This is a genomic window from Streptomyces sp. SS7 (assembly GCF_037993025.1).
Classification (GTDB): Bacteria; Actinomycetota; Actinomycetes; order Streptomycetales; family Streptomycetaceae; genus Streptomyces.
In genome coordinates, this window is the sequence record NZ_CP141223.1 from 4,623,439 (window position 1) to 4,638,024 (window position 14,586).

Sequence of the window (14,586 nt, forward strand, 5' to 3'; positions counted from 1 at the left end):
GGCAGCGGAAAACCCCTTATATGGCCGGGTTTCTCCCGGCCTCCGCCCCTCGCACTGCAACAAGCTGATGGTGGCGCGGGCCCGAAGAGGCGGGCATCGTTGGTTCCACTTCCCCCCGGGTGCACACCACCCGGGTCGGTCCGGCCGGACGACGGGGGAGCCCGGCCGGACCCGGGGAAATCCCTTGCGGAGGCGTGCGTTCCCGGAAACCACGGGGTGATCGCCCTGTTACGTCCCGCACTTAACGTCGGGCCATGGCGGACATATTTGACGCATACGCGTTGGCCGACGCGTGGGACGAGATGTTCGAACGGCCGGGTGAGGTCAGGACCGCCTACGAGCCGGTACTGGCGGCGCTCCAGCCCATCGAACCGGGGGAACTGCGCTTCCGCGCGGAGCAGATGGCCCGGTCGTTCACCGACAGGGGAGTGACCTACGCCTTCGCGGGCGAGGAGCGGCCCTGGCCGCTGGACCTCGTGCCGAGGATCCTCGACGCACTCGAGTGGGATTTCATACAACGCGGGGTCGCCCAGCGGGTCAGGGCCCTGGAGGCCTATCTCGCCGACGCCTACGGGCCCTGCCGGGCCTTCGAGGACGGTGTCGTCCCCTGGCGCCTGCTGCTGACCTCCCCGCACTTCCACCGCGCGGCGCACGGTGTGGAGCCACCGAACGGGGTCCGCATCCATGTCGCGGGCATCGACCTGGTGCGCGACGAGGCCGGGGAATTCCGGGTGCTGGAGGACAACGTGCGGGTACCCAGCGGGGTGTCGTACGTCATCGAGAACCGGCGTGCGATGACCCGGGTGTTCCCCTCGCTCTTCGACGGGCAGCACGTCGTGCCCGTCGACGGCTACCCGGCCCGGCTGCTGGCCGCGCTGCGGGCCGCCGCGCCCGACCGAGTCGCCGACCCCCGGGTCGTGGTCCTCACCCCGGGCCCCAGCAACGCCGCGTACTTCGAACACGCGCTGCTGGCCCGGCTGATGGGTGTGCAGCTGGTGGAGGGGCACGACCTCGTCTGCCGCAACAACCGGGTGTGGATGCGCACCACGCGCGGCGAGGTGCCCGTCCACGTGGTCTACCGGCGGCTCGACGACGACTTCCTCGACCCGCTCCACTTCCGCCCCGACTCGGTGATCGGCTGCCCCGGCATCCTGAGCGCGGCCACGGCCGGGCACGTCACGCTCGCCAACGCGGTCGGCAACGGCGTCGCCGACGACAAGCTGCTCTACACCTACGTCCCGGACCTGATCCGGTACTACCTCGGCGAGGAACCCGTCCTGCCCAACGTCGAGTCGTACCGGCCGGACGAACCGGGCCAGCTGGAAGCCGTCCTCGACCAGATCGACCGGCTCGTCGTCAAGCCGGTCGACGGCGCGGGCGGGCAGGGCATCGTCATCGGCCCGAAGGCCGACGCGAAGACCCTGGAGAGGACACGCAGAGCGGTCGCCGCCGACCCGCGCGGCTTCATCGCCCAGCGGCCCGTCGCCCTGTCCACCTCCCCCACCCTCGCGGGCGAACGCATGGCCCCCCGCCACATCGACCTGCGCCCGTTCGCCGTCAACGACGGCGACGAGGTCTGGGTCCTGCCCGGCGGGCTGACCCGGGTCGCCCTCCAGGAGGGCAACCTGATCGTCAACTCCAGCCAGGGCGGCGGCTCCAAGGACACCTGGGTGCTCGCCGAGGGCCCCCTCGAAGGTCCCGCCCACGGCGCCGGGGAGGGCGCGCTCCCGCCCGTCGTCCCCCGCCAGCTCGGCCCCGACGGAACCCCCACCCTCGTACCGGAAGGGGCGCAGCAGCAGTGAACGACGTGATCCTCTCCCGCATCGCCGAGGCGCTGACCTGGACCGGCCGCTACGTCGAACGGGCGGACGCCACCGCGCGGATCCTCGACGCCTACCTCCACCGCATGCTGGAGGATCCCTGGCGCGACGAGGACCTGGCCTGCCGGTCGCTGTACGCGATCCTCGGCATGGACGCGGGCCGCGCGCCGGTCGACATGCAGCAGGTCCTCGACCAGCTGGCGTTCGACGCCCGCTCGACCGGCTCGATCGAGGGTGCTCTGGGCGCCGCCCGGCTCAACGCGCGCAGCGCCCGCGAGGCCGTCTCCTCGGCCATGTGGGAGTGCCTGAACGCCACCTGGCACGCCCTCGCCGACCAGCGCCGCGCCTCCCGCCGCACGGGCCCGTACGGCTATCTGGAACTGGTCCGCAGCCGCGCCGCGCTCTTCTTCGGCCTGGCCGACTCCACGATGAGCCGGGACGACTCCTGGCGGTTCGTCGTCCTGGGCCGGAGCCTGGAGCGGGTGGACATGACCGTACGACTGCTGTCGGTGCGCGTCCTGGACGCCGCGCACGCCCCGGACTGGCCGACGCTGCTGAGCGCGTCCGGCGCGGACGAGGCGTTCGCACGGGTCCGCGGCGGCTTCGGGGACTCCGCGCGCGTGGCCGAGTTCCTGCTCCTCGACCGGGACTTCCCACGCTCGGCCCTGCACGCGCTGACCACGGCGGAGGAGTGCCTGGCCGCCCTCGGCCGGCCCCGCCAGGACCCGGCCCGCCGCCCCATCGGCGGGCTGCGCACCCGTCTGGAGTATCTCGACACCGAGGGCCTGGAGGAGCAGTTGCCGCTGCTCCTGCGGGATCTCCAGACCGCCTGCATGGCCTCGGCGGAGGCGGTCGCCGAGCGGTTCTTCCCGTACCAGGGGCCCGTCGTGTGGGCCCAGGAAGGAGTGTGAGCATGGCCCGCAGGCTCCGCATCGAGCACACGACCCGCGTCTCCTACGCGCAGGCGGCGGTCTCCTCGCACAACGAGGTCCGGATGACCCCCCTGACCCTGCCCGGACAGACCACGCTGGACTCCCGGGTGACCATCCGTCCGGCGGCGTCCACCTGGTCGTACTGGGACTACTGGGGCACTCAGGTCACCGCGTTCGAGCTGATGGACCCGCACGCCGATCTCACGATCACGGCCTCCAGCCTGGTCGAGACCGCCCCGCCGGACGAGCTGCCCCCGGCCCCCGGCTGGCCGGAGATCGCGGCCCGGGTCGCCGGCTCCCGGCTGCTGGAGTTCGCCGCCCCGACGGTCCGTACGACGGTCCCGCCGAAGCTGGTGAGGAAGGCGCGCAGGGCCGCGGCCGGTCTGGACCCCCATGCCACGGCGGTGACCGTCTCCGGCCTGGTCGCCGACCGGGTCGCGTACCTCCCCGGCACCACGGGGGTGAACACCTCGGCCGCGGAGGCGTGGGAGCAGAGAGGCGGCGTCTGCCAGGACATCGCGCACGTGTCGATCGCGCTGCTGCGCGGCCTCGGACTGCCCACCCGGTACGTCTCCGGCTATCTCCACCCCGAGCGGGAGGCGGAGCTGCACCGTCCGGTGGCCGGGCAGAGCCACGCCTGGATCGAGTACTGGGCGGGCGACTGGTACGGCTACGACCCGACCAACCGGACCCGCGCCGACGAGTCCCACGTGGTGGTCGGCCGGGGGCGCGACTACGACGACGTCACCCCGCACAAGGGGGTCTACCGCGGGGTGGCCGGGGGCCCGCCGGAGGTGACGGTGGAGTTCACGCGGGTGGCGTGACGGTCACGGCGGGCTCCCTCGCGAGGGGGCGCCCGCCGGAGCGCGTCTGCGGCTACCTCAGGTTGATGGCGGCGCAGGCGGCCTTGTACTTCGGGGTGCAGATGTCGGAGACCTTGTAGATGCCGTCCGCGATGACGGTCGACTTGATGTTGCTCTTGGTGAGCGCGACCACGGTGACCAGCTTGGCCGGGATGGCCTTGTCGGTGGGGCTGTCGACCTTGTCGCGGGTGAGCGCCTCGAACTGGAGCTCACGCCCCTGGACCTTGGCGACGGCCGCCTCGGCCGCGGCCTCCGCCTCACCGGCGTACGGCTTGTAGACCGTCATGTACTGCTCGCCGCTGACGATCCGCTGCACGGCCGGCAGCTCGGCGTCCTGGCCGGTGATGGGGGGCAGGTTGCTGCCGCTGACGCCCGCGGCCTCCAGGGCCTTGATGATGCCGCCGGCCATGGCGTCGTTGGCGGAGTAGACGGCCGAGATGTTGTCCTTGCCGATCTTCTCTATCGCCTTGGTCATGCTGGCCTGGGCGATCTCCGGCTTCCAGCCCGCGGTGTCGTAGGTCGCGGCGATGGTCACGCGGCCGTTGAGCTCGCTCATCGCCCCGTTCTTGAACTGGGCGGCGTTCGGGTCGGTGGGCGAGCCGTTGATCATGACGATCTGGTCCGAGGTGTCGGCCGAGCCGAGCGCCTCGGTGATGGCGCGGCCCTGCACCTCGCCGACGAGTTCGTTGTCGAAGGAGACGTACGCGTCGATGGGGCCCTCGGCGAGCCGGTCGTAGGCGATGACCGGAATGTTCGCCTCCTTGGCCTTCTTCACCATGGGCGCGATCTTGTGGGAGTCGACGGCGTCGAGCAGGATGCAGTCGACCTTGTCGTCGATCATCTTCTGCATCTGGGCGTTCTGCTTCTTGACGCTGGATGCCGCGTTGGCGTACACGGTCTTGCCCTTGTTGCTGGTGAGAGCCGCGATCTTCTGCTTGATGATCGGGTAGTCGAACTCCGTGTACCGGGTGTTCGTCGTCTCCGGCATCAGCACGCCGACGGTGATGTCGTTCGTCCGGGTCGGTGCCGCTGAGCTGCTGTCCTCCGAGGCCCCCAGCATCCCGCATCCCGCGAGCGAGAGGGACATCGTGGAGGCGACCACAGCTATGGCGATACGACGCATGGAGGGGCTCACTTCAGGTGCGTTCCGGTACCTGGGTACTACACGTTGACCCAGTTGTCCCAAAAGCCAACGCGGCGGCAGCCGCCGGAGTCAAGCTGAACCGCTTAACGAAGTAACAACATCACCCTCCGCTTAGCGTGTGAAGACGCATGGAGACGGAGCGAAGAGGGTACGGAGCATGTTTTGCGCTCTCTCCCCAAGCGGACTTCATACACCGGCAAAGAGCCGTACAACCAAGGCCAGTTCTCACGAGTCGTGATCACGACAGACGGTTTCCCGTAGCCGTCTGCCCTTCCCGACCAGAGGACCGAATGAAGCCAGCCAGACTCGCGACGGCCGTGGTGCTCACCACGACCGGCGGTCTCCTCACCGCCCTCGCCGCCACGCCCGCCTCGGCCGCGACGAGTTGCACCTCCCCGGTGTACAAGCGTCAATTCTTCGCGAACACCACTTTTTCGGGCACCCCGAAGAAGACCGACTGCGATACGGCGGTCAGCGAGAACTGGGGGGCGAAGGCCCCCGCGTCCGGCCTCCCGGCGAACAACTTCGGCGTGCGCTGGACGGTGACCCGCGACTTCGGCTCCGGCGGCCCCTTCACCTTCTCGGTGTCGGCCCAGGACGGCGTCCGCGTCTTCCTCGACGGCGTCCGCAAGGTCGACGTCTGGAAGAACGTCTCCACGACGGTGACGAAGAACGTGAACCTCACGGTCCCCCGGGGCAGGCACACCCTCCGCGTCGACTACGTGAACTGGACCGGCGGCGCGAACGTCACGTTCGCCTACACGCCCCGCACCTCGGCAGCGGTCGACAAGGTGGCCCCGCTCACCCCGGCGGGCCTCACGGTCGCCTACGACGGCACGACCGGCCGCGCCAAGCTGAACTGGACGCGGAACAAGGAGATGGACCTCGCGGGCCACCGCGTCTACCGGCGCCCCGCCGACGGCTCCACCTGGACCCGGCTGGCCTCGACCACCTCCACCTCCACCACCTACACCGACACCACGCTCCCGGCGACCGGCGCGGCCTACGCCTACCAGCTCCGCGCCTACGACACGGCGGGCAACGAGTCGGCGGGCAACGAGTCGGCGGGCACGGCCCCCGGGACCGTCTCCACGGCCGACCTGACGGCCCCCGCCGTGCCCGTCCCGCGCCCCACCGCGAGCGAGCCGGAGGGGCTGCGGGTCGCCTGGGGCGAGGTCGCGGGGGCCACGTCGTACCGCGTGTACCGGGCGGCGGCCCGCAGCGGCCCCTACACCCTGATCGGCGCCGTCGGCGGAACGTCGTACCTGGACACCACCGCCGTCCTCGGCACCGGCCACCACTACAAGGTGAGCGCGCTGGACGCGGCGGGCAACGAGTCCGCGCAGTCCACCGCGGTGATCGGCACGCTCCGGGACGTCACCCCGCCGTCGCCCGTCACCGGGGTGACGGTCACTCCCACCACGTACGGCTTCGCGGTGCGCTGGGACGCCAACCCGACCCCGGACCTGGACAGTTACGTGGTCCGCCGGGGTGAGCTCTGGGGCGACGAGGACGAGCGGGCGTGCGCCCTCTACCCGGGCTTCTCCGTGCCCGCCGGCACCACCTCGTACGCCTACACCGCCGTCCCCGACGGCGAGGAGTCCTGCTTCGTCGTCGACGCCCTCGACCACGCCACGAACTCGTCGTTCGCCATGACCGGCGAGGCACAGATCGTGATCGCCACCGAGCTCGACCTGACGCCGTCCGTGGCCACGCCCGAGGGGTCTCCGCTGACGCTCACCGTGGAGGCCGCCGAGGACGGCGGGGGCAACCGGCTGACCTGGCACGGGCTCACCGACGCGGCGCCGGAACAGGCCGGCGGCTACCGCGTCCGCCGCTGGGACCCGCGCACGTCCGCGTACGAGCGGATCGCCGATCTCCCGAGCGGGGCCGCCGAGTTCGTCGACACGGAGGCGGCCCGCGGGACCACGTCCTTCTACTGGGTGACGGCGGTCGCCGCCGACGGCACGGAAACCGCGCCGGCGGGCGACTACACGGTCACCGCCCCCTGAGACGCCCCTGAGACACCCTGACCCGCCCCTGCCCCTCCCCCGATCCCCCAGCAGAGATCATCGCCAGGCCTGCGCACGGCCGGACGATCACGTCGAGGAGCCCATGAACCCCCCAGGACGCACCACCGCCGCGGCCGCGACCGCTCTCGTGCTCGCCACCACCGGTGGCCTGCTCGCCGCCGGACCCGCAGCCGCGGCCGTCAGCTGCACCTCACCCGTCCTCAAGCGGCAGTTCTTCGCGAACACCACCTTCTCCGGTACGCCGAAGAAGACGGACTGCGACTCCGCTGTCAGCGAGAACTGGGGCACCGGGGCCCCCGCCACCGGACTGCCGAAGGACAGGTTCGGCGTGCGCTGGACGGTCACCCGGGACTTCGGCTCCGGCGGGCCCTTCACCCTCTCCGCCTCCGGGCTCGACGGCATCCGGGTCTACGTCGACGGCTCGCGGCGGATCGACCTGTGGAAGGACGTCTCCGCCAAGGTCTCCAAGACCCTGAACCTCACCCTCACCCCGGGCAGGCACACCCTCCGCGTCGACTACGTGAACTGGACGGGCCGAGCCGACGTCACGTTCGCCTACACGCCCCGCACCTCGGCAGGCGTCGACAAGGTCAGGCCTCTCGCGCCGACGGGGACGTCGGTGGCGTACGACAGGACCACCGGCAAGGCGAAGCTCAGCTGGGCCGGCGGCAAGGAGCTGGACCTCGCGGGCTACCGCGTGTACCGCAAGCCCAAGGGCGGCACGGCCTGGTCCCGGCGCACCACGACCACGGCCCTCGCCTTCACCGAGACCCTCCCCAAGGACGGCACGGCCTACCTGTACGAGGTCCGCGCCCACGACAAGGCGGGCAACGAGTCGGCAGGCAGCGCCGACCAGCCGGTCACCACGGTCGACACCACCGCCCCGGCCGCCCCGGCGCACGCGGAGAACTGGTCCATGGGCCCGGTCACCGAGGCGAAGCTGGACTGGGACGCCAACACCGAGCCCGACCTCGCCGGCTACCGGGTGTACCGCGCCACCACCCCGGCGGTCCCGAGGACCCCCGAGAACCTGGTCAGCGGCAGCACCCTGCTCACCTCCTCGTGGTGGACCGACCACCCGCCGCAGACCGGCGACTTCCACTACTACGTCGTGACCGCCGTCGACACCCACGGCAACGAGTCGGTCCCCTCCGGCGTCTCGGAGTTCGAGACGTACGACGAGGTCGCCCCGACCTACGTCCCCGACGACCTGAAGGCCGTCGACGGCGTACGCGGCGTCACCCTGACCTGGTCCTGGGCCCCCGCCGACGCGGGCGTCTCCGAGTTCGTCGTCGTCCGCGACGGCCGCCCGATCGCCCGGGCCTTCGACTCCTATGTGGACACCGACGTCGAGCGCTCCTCGACGCACACCTACTACGTCTTCGCCATCGACCGGGGCGGCAACCGGGCCCCCGCCTCCGCGTCCGTCACCGTCGACCACGTCGGCGACTACACACCCCCCGCCGCGGTGACCGGCCTGACCGCGACACCGCAGGCCAACGGCGTCCTGCTGGACTGGGACGACAGCACCGCCGAGGACCTCGACCACTACGAGATCCACCGGGGCGTCCGCACCGACGGCCCCGACGGCAGCTGGACCTACACGAACATCACCGACAGCCTCGCGTTCGGCGACGTCCATTCCGCGAACCGGGACGTGAGCCTGCCCGACGGCGAGCACGTCCGGTACGTGGTCGTGGCCGTCGACAAGGACGGCAACGCCCTGGACACCGGCTCCGCCGGCGGGGTGGAGGTCACGGAGCTGGACCTGATGCCGACGGAGACCTACCCGTCCACCTCGGCCTCGGGCAGCCTGACCGTGGTGGCCGAAGACGTCGCCCAGGGCCCCCATCTGAGGGTGGTCCACTCGGAGTCCCTCGACCCGCTGGGGGCTGCGACCGGCTACCACGTCTACCGCTGGGACGGCTCGGCCGGCGCCTACGAGCGGCTCACGGACGCGCCCCTCGCGCTCGACGCCACCTACGAGGACGCCACCGCGCCCACCGCCACCACCGTCTTCTACAAGGTCACCGCCGTCCACCGGGACGGCACCGAGTCGGAGCCGGCCGGCGCCCACGTCTTCCGGATCGGCACCACCCCGTGACCCGGGCCTGACCCGCGACACGGCGAAGGGGCCCGGAGGTCGAACCTCCGGGCCCCTTCCGCATGCTGAACCCAGGTCAGTCCTTGGGCTTCTTCGGGTGCCACACCACCAGCGCGCTGGTCTGCTGGACCTCCTGGTACGGGACCAGGTCCCGGCGGTAGGAGGCGTGGACCGCTGCCTCGCGCTGCTGCATCGCCGTCGCCGCGCCCTCCAGGGCGTCCTGGAGTTCCGCGACCCGGGACTGGAGAGCGGCGACCTGGTTCTCCAGCTCGATGATCCGCTTGATGCCGGCCAGGTTGATGCCCTCGTCCTGCGACAACTGCTGGACGGTGCGCAGCAGTTCGATGTCACGGGCCGAGTAGCGGCGGCCCCGGCCGGCGGTGCGGTCGGGGGAGACCAGCCCCAGCCGGTCGTACTGACGCAGGGTCTGCGGGTGCAGGCCGGAGAGCTGGGCCGCCACCGAGATGACGTAGACCGGGGTCTCCTGGGTCAGTTCATACGGGTTACGCCGACGGCCGTCCATCTCTGTCAAGCTCCCTTCGCGGCCTCGAACAGCTCCGCCCGCGGATCCTCTTCCGCGGTCGCCTCGCGATACGCCTCCAGCGCCTCACGAGCCTTCCCCGGCAGGTCCTTGGGCACACTCACCTCGACGGTGACCAGCAGATCCCCGCGGGTGCCGTCCTTGCGGACCGCGCCCTTGCCCCGCGCCCGCATGGTGCGGCCGTTGGGGGTGCCGGGCGGCAGCTTCAGGGTCAGGGACGGGCCGCCGAGGGTGGGGACCTTGATCTCCCCGCCCAGGGCCGCCTCGACGAACGTCACCGGCACCGTCACCGTCAGGTTGTCGTCCTTGCGGCCGAACACCGGGTGGGTGCCGACGTGGACGACGACGTAGAGGTCGCCGGCCGGACCGCCCCGCTCGCCCGGCGCGCCCTTGCCGCGCAGCCGGATGCGCTGGTTGTCCGTGACCCCGGCCGGGATGCGGACCTGCATGGTCCTGGACGACTTGGCGCGCCCGCTGCCCTTGCAGTCCAGGCAGGGGTGCTCGGCGATCAGACCGCGCCCCTTGCAGTCCGGGCAGGGGTCGGTGAGGGAGAACCCTCCGCCCGAGCCCCGCGCCACCTGGCCGGTGCCGACGCAGGTCGGGCACACGCGCGGTGTGCCGTTCTTGTCGCCGGTGCCGGAGCAGGCCCTGCACGGGGACTGCGAGGACATGCGCAGCGGGACCGTCGCGCCCTCGATGGCCTCCGTGAAGGTCAGGGTGACCTCGGTGTCGATGTCCTGCCCGCGCCGGGGCTGCGTACGGGTGGTCCCGCCGCCGCCCCGGTTGAACAGGCCGCCGAAGACGTCCCCGATGCCGCCGCCGAAGCCGCCGGAGCCCCCGCCCTGGGCGCCGCCTCCGAAGAGGTCGCCCAGGTCGAAGTTGAAGTTGCCGCCGGCGCCCGGCCCGGGGCGGAAGCCGCCGTTGCCGAACAGGGCGCGCGCCTCGTCGTACTCCTTGCGCTTCTTGGGGTCGCCGAGGACGTCGTTCGCCTCGGAGATCTCCTTGAAGCGCTCCTCCGCCTTGGCGTTGCCCTTGTTGGCGTCCGGGTGGAACTCGCGGGCGAGCTTCCGGTACGCCTTCTTGATCTCGGCCTCGGTGGCGTCCTTGGGGACGCCGAGGACCTTGTAGAAGTCCTTCTCGATGAAGTCCTTGGTGCTCATCCTCGACGCGCCCCCTCTCCGGTGATCCGCTCGCTGTCTACGTCAGCCCTCCTCAGGGCCGTTGTCCTTCTCGTCCGCCGCCTCGGCCGGGGCCGGGTCCGAGGACTCGGCCTTGGCCGCCTGGGCGCCGGGCTGGGGCTCGGCGACGGCCACCCGCGCGGGGCGGATGGTGCGCTCGCCGATCCGATACCCGGGCTGCAGAATCGCCACGCACGTCGTCTCGGTGACATCCGGCGCGTACGAGTGCATCAGGGCCTCGTGGATCGTCGGGTCGAAGGGCTCGCCCTCCTTGCCGAACTGCTGCAGGCCCATCTTCGCCGCGACGGTCTCCAGCGACTCGCCGACGGACTTGAAGCCGCCGACGAACTCGCCGTGTTCCCGCGCGCGGCCGATGTCGTCGAGCACGGGCAGGAGCTCGGTCAGGAGGTTCGCGACGGCGATCTCCTTGACCGCGATCCGGTCGCGCTCGACCCGGCGGCGGTAGTTCTGGTACTCGGCCTGGAGCCGCTGGAGGTCCGCGGTGCGCTCGCCGAGCGCGGTGCGCACCTGGTCCAGCTGGGCCACCAGCCCGGCAGTCTGGTTCGCGTCCCCGGCCGGGGCCGCCCCCTCCTCGGAGGCGGCCTTCGGCTCGGCGTCGTCGGAGGTGGCGCCGGAGGGGACGTCGGGCTTCTCCTCGAAGCCCGGGGTCTCCTCCGTCACGCGGCACCGTCCTTGCGCTCGTCGTCCACGATCTCGGCGTCCACGACGTCGTCGTCGGCCTTGGCCTCACCGGCACCGCCGGCGGTGGCCTGGGCGCCCTGGGCGTCGGCGTACATGGCCTGGCCGAGCTTCTGCGAGACGGCCGCGACCTTCTCGGTGGCGGTGCGGATCTCGGCGGTGTCCTCGCCCTTGAGCTTCTCCTTCAGCTCGGCGACGGCGCCCTCGACCTCGGTCTTGATCTCGCCGGGGACCTTGTCCTCGTTGTCCTTGAGGAACTTCTCGGTCTGGTAGACGAGCTGCTCACCCTGGTTGCGGGCCTCGGCGGCCTCGCGACGGCGGTGGTCCTCGTCCGCGTACTGCTCGGCCTCCTGGCGCATGCGGTCGACCTCGTCCTTCGGCAGCGAGGAGCCGCCGGTGACGGTCATCTTCTGCTCCTTGCCCGTGCCCAGGTCCTTGGCGGTCACGTGCATGATGCCGTTGGCGTCGATGTCGAAGGAGACCTCGATCTGCGGGACGCCGCGCGGCGCCGGGGGCAGACCGGTCAGCTCGAACATGCCGAGCTTCTTGTTGTACGCCGCGATCTCGCGCTCGCCCTGGTAGACCTGGATCTGCACGGACGGCTGGTTGTCCTCGGCCGTGGTGAAGATCTCGGACCGCTTGGTCGGGATCGTGGTGTTGCGCTCGATGAGCTTGGTCATGATGCCGCCCTTGGTCTCGATGCCGAGGGACAGCGGGGTGACGTCGAGCAGCAGGACGTCCTTGACCTCGCCCTTGAGGACACCGGCCTGCAGGGACGCGCCGATGGCGACGACCTCGTCCGGGTTCACGCCCTTGTTGGCGTCCTTGCCGCCGGTCAGCTCCTTGACGAGCTCGGCGACGGCGGGCATGCGGGTCGAGCCGCCGACGAGGACGACGTGGTCGATCTCGGCGAGCGAGATGCCGGCGTCCTTGATGACGTTGTGGAAGGGGGTCTTGCAGCGCTCGAGCAGGTCCGCGGTGAGCTGCTGGAACTGGGCGCGGGTGAGCTTCTCGTCCAGGTGCAGCGGGCCCTCGGCGGACGCCGTGATGTACGGCAGGTTGATCGAGGTCTCGGTGGAGGAGGACAGCTCGATCTTCGCCTTCTCGGCGGCCTCGCGCAGACGCTGGAGCGCCATCTTGTCCTTGCCGAGGTCCACCCCGTGGCCGGCGGCGAACTGCTTGACCAGGTAGTCGACGACGCGCTGGTCCCAGTCGTCACCACCGAGGTGGTTGTCACCGTTGGTGGCCTTCACCTCGACGACGCCGTCGCCGATCTCCAGGAGGGACACGTCGAAGGTGCCGCCGCCGAGGTCGAAGACGAGGATGATCTGCTCGTCCTTGTCGAGGCCGTAGGCGAGCGCGGCCGCGGTGGGCTCGTTGACGATGCGCAGGACGTTGAGGCCCGCGATCTCACCGGCCTCCTTGGTGGCCTGGCGCTCGGAGTCGTTGAAGTACGCCGGGACGGTGATGACCGCGTCGGTCACCTTCTCGCCCAGGTAGGCCTCGGCGTCGCGCTTGAGCTTCTGCAGGATGAACGCGGAGATCTGCTGCGGGTTGAACGGCTTGCCGTCCAGCTCGATCTTCCAGTCGGTGCCCATGTGGCGCTTGACCGAGCGGATGGTGCGGTCCACGTTCGTGACCGCCTGACGCTTGGCGACCTCGCCGACGAGGACCTCGCCGTTCTTGGCGAAGGCGACGACGGACGGCGTGGTCCGGGCACCCTCGGCGTTGGTGATGACGGTGGGCTCGCCGCCTTCAAGAACGCTGACGACGGAGTTAGTCGTGCCCAGGTCGATGCCGACCGCACGTGCCATGGTGATCTTCCTCCAGCTGACTTGAGTGGAACGGACTCAAGTGTGCACGACCCTCCCCGCTCGGTCAACAGACCTGAGTCATGCCCACTCAACTCTTATCCGTTCCTTACACGCAAGAAGCCGCCGACCTGCGCGGACTCCTCTCGGCCGCCCCGGCGATCACCCGATCCGGGGCGTACGGGAAGGGACTCGGATTGACGCCGGGGGCCGTACATCCGTGACATATGCGGCATCCGGGGTGGCGCCGTGCGCCGCGCGCCGCGCGGGCGCGAGGCGTCGTAGGCGCTCCCCCGCGCCCGGGGCGGGCCGTACACCGGGACCCGCAGCAGCCCGAGGACGACGGCCAGGGCGCCGCCCGCCACCCACCACACCGCCCGCGGCCCCGCCCAGCCGGTGTGCACGAGCGTTCCCACGAGCACCCCCGCGAAGGCCGCCGCGCCGAGCACCACGACCGCCCCCTGCGGGGTCAGCCCGAGCCGGCGCAGCCGGTGCGCGAGATGGTCGGGGCCGCCGCGCAGCAGGGGCCGCCCGGCCAGCCGCCGGGCCACGGCCACCAGGACGGCGTCGACCGCGGCGACCGCCGTGAGGGCGAACAGCACCCCCGCGCCCTCGCCCGCGCCGCCGCCCGCACAGACGGTGACCGCGCCGGCCGCCAGCAGGAACCCGGCGAACAGCGAGCCGCAGGCACCGAGGGCCGCGCGCGCGGGGGGCCAGTTGTGCATCAGGAAGCCGGTGAGCGCGGCGGCGAGGACGCTCAGCAGGACGGCCGCCCCGTCCAGCACCTCCAGCGCGGCGCACGCGGCGGCGCCGAACGCGGTGACGACCCCGACCGTGCCGGCCACCCCGTCGGCGTGGTCGAGGGACCGGAAGGCGAGCGCCACGAAGGTGATCCAGACGACCGCGAGCGCCCCGGCCCAGGGGCCGGTGTCGCCGTAGGGCACGACGAAGGCGGCCGCCACCGCCGTACCGAGCACGAGGAAGCGGGCCTTGAGCCGCCATACGTCCGCGATCAGCCCCAGCCCGGCCAGGGCGGCCGCGGCGGGCAGCAGCGCCCCGACGCCGTCGCCCAGCGGGGCGTACCCCCAGCGGTCGCCGGCGAACGCGACGAGGCAGGTGGTGAGGACGACGGCGAGGCCCCCGGACAGCGGTACGCGCCGCTGCCGCTGCCGCCGCTCGACCAGCCCGAGACGCAGGGCGGGCACGCGCAGCAGTCCGGCGAGGACGGCGGAGAGCAGCAGGGCGGTGGTGGCGGCGGCGATCCCGTAGAGCACGGATATAAGTTAGTAACAAATGCGGCAATTTGATACGAATAACACGGTCGGACTCTGAGGTGACCCTCAGCGATCCAGATCACCCCACCGCCCGCTACAGTGCAGCGCAGTATGGGGGTAGTCTCAGACGGACTGCATAAGTTACCGCTTAGTAATTTTGACCCTCGCAGGCCCGAGGAGCCCCCTC

11 protein-coding genes are annotated in these 14,586 nt (G+C 71.3%); 5 read left to right on the forward strand and 6 right to left on the reverse strand.

What is annotated here, in order from left to right:
• Positions 1 to 254: 254 nt before the first annotated feature.
• Genes U5640_RS21305 through U5640_RS21315 form a run of 3 tightly spaced genes read left to right on the forward strand, consistent with a single transcriptional unit; the run spans position 255 to position 3,576 of the window.
• Positions 255 to 1,802 carry a circularly permuted type 2 ATP-grasp protein gene (locus U5640_RS21305; protein WP_340377365.1) on the forward strand — a complete coding sequence of 516 codons (1,548 nt, stop codon included), beginning with the start codon at positions 255 to 257 and terminating at the stop codon, positions 1,800 to 1,802.
• Positions 1,799 to 2,731 (forward strand): alpha-E domain-containing protein, encoded by a 933-nt coding sequence (locus U5640_RS21310; RefSeq protein WP_067256691.1) that lies wholly within the window; start codon positions 1,799 to 1,801, stop codon positions 2,729 to 2,731. Before U5640_RS21305 ends, U5640_RS21310 begins: the two co-directional genes overlap by 4 nt.
• A 2-nt stretch (positions 2,732 to 2,733) precedes the next feature.
• Positions 2,734 to 3,576: a transglutaminase family protein gene (locus tag U5640_RS21315; RefSeq protein ID WP_067256693.1), complete on the forward strand. Its 843-nt coding sequence runs from the start codon at positions 2,734 to 2,736 to the stop codon at positions 3,574 to 3,576.
• Positions 3,577 to 3,628: 52 nt separating this feature from the next.
• Here the strand turns inward: U5640_RS21315 and U5640_RS21320 are convergent, their stop codons facing one another.
• Complete coding sequence (locus U5640_RS21320) at positions 3,629 to 4,738, reverse strand: substrate-binding domain-containing protein (RefSeq protein ID WP_340377366.1); 1,110 nt, start codon at positions 4,736 to 4,738, stop codon at positions 3,629 to 3,631.
• Positions 4,739 to 5,049: 311 nt separating this feature from the next.
• Between U5640_RS21320 and U5640_RS21325 the strand changes: the two genes are divergently transcribed.
• Positions 5,050 to 6,771, forward strand: coding sequence for a PA14 domain-containing protein (locus U5640_RS21325; RefSeq protein WP_340377367.1), 1,722 nt, complete (start codon positions 5,050 to 5,052; stop codon positions 6,769 to 6,771).
• A gap of 103 nt (positions 6,772 to 6,874) precedes the next feature.
• Positions 6,875 to 8,896, forward strand: a complete 2,022-nt coding sequence (locus U5640_RS21330; RefSeq protein ID WP_340377368.1) for a PA14 domain-containing protein — start codon at positions 6,875 to 6,877, stop codon at positions 8,894 to 8,896.
• Positions 8,897 to 8,972: 76 nt separating this feature from the next.
• On the opposite strand, the gene U5640_RS21335 is transcribed toward U5640_RS21330, so the two are convergent.
• The 5 genes from U5640_RS21335 to U5640_RS21355 all read right to left on the reverse strand — a co-directional run bounded on the left by U5640_RS21335 (position 8,973) and on the right by U5640_RS21355 (position 14,399).
• Positions 8,973 to 9,419 carry a helix-turn-helix domain-containing protein gene (locus tag U5640_RS21335; protein WP_340377369.1) on the reverse strand — a complete coding sequence of 149 codons (447 nt, stop codon included), beginning with the start codon at positions 9,417 to 9,419 and terminating at the stop codon, positions 8,973 to 8,975.
• A gap of 5 nt (positions 9,420 to 9,424) precedes the next feature.
• Positions 9,425 to 10,597: a molecular chaperone DnaJ gene (gene dnaJ, locus U5640_RS21340; RefSeq protein ID WP_340377370.1), complete on the reverse strand. Its 1,173-nt coding sequence runs from the start codon at positions 10,595 to 10,597 to the stop codon at positions 9,425 to 9,427.
• A gap of 42 nt (positions 10,598 to 10,639) precedes the next feature.
• On the reverse strand, positions 10,640 to 11,296 hold the full coding sequence (grpE, locus tag U5640_RS21345; protein WP_340377371.1) for a nucleotide exchange factor GrpE: 657 nt from the start codon (positions 11,294 to 11,296) through the stop codon (positions 10,640 to 10,642).
• Entirely contained in the window at positions 11,293 to 13,128 is a 1,836-nt protein-coding gene (gene dnaK, locus U5640_RS21350) for a molecular chaperone DnaK (protein WP_067256705.1), read from the reverse strand. The genes grpE and dnaK overlap by 4 nt, the downstream gene beginning before the upstream one ends.
• A 95-nt stretch (positions 13,129 to 13,223) precedes the next feature.
• Positions 13,224 to 14,399: an MraY family glycosyltransferase gene (locus tag U5640_RS21355; protein WP_340377372.1), complete on the reverse strand. Its 1,176-nt coding sequence runs from the start codon at positions 14,397 to 14,399 to the stop codon at positions 13,224 to 13,226.
• Between the last annotated feature and the right edge of the window lie 187 nt (positions 14,400 to 14,586).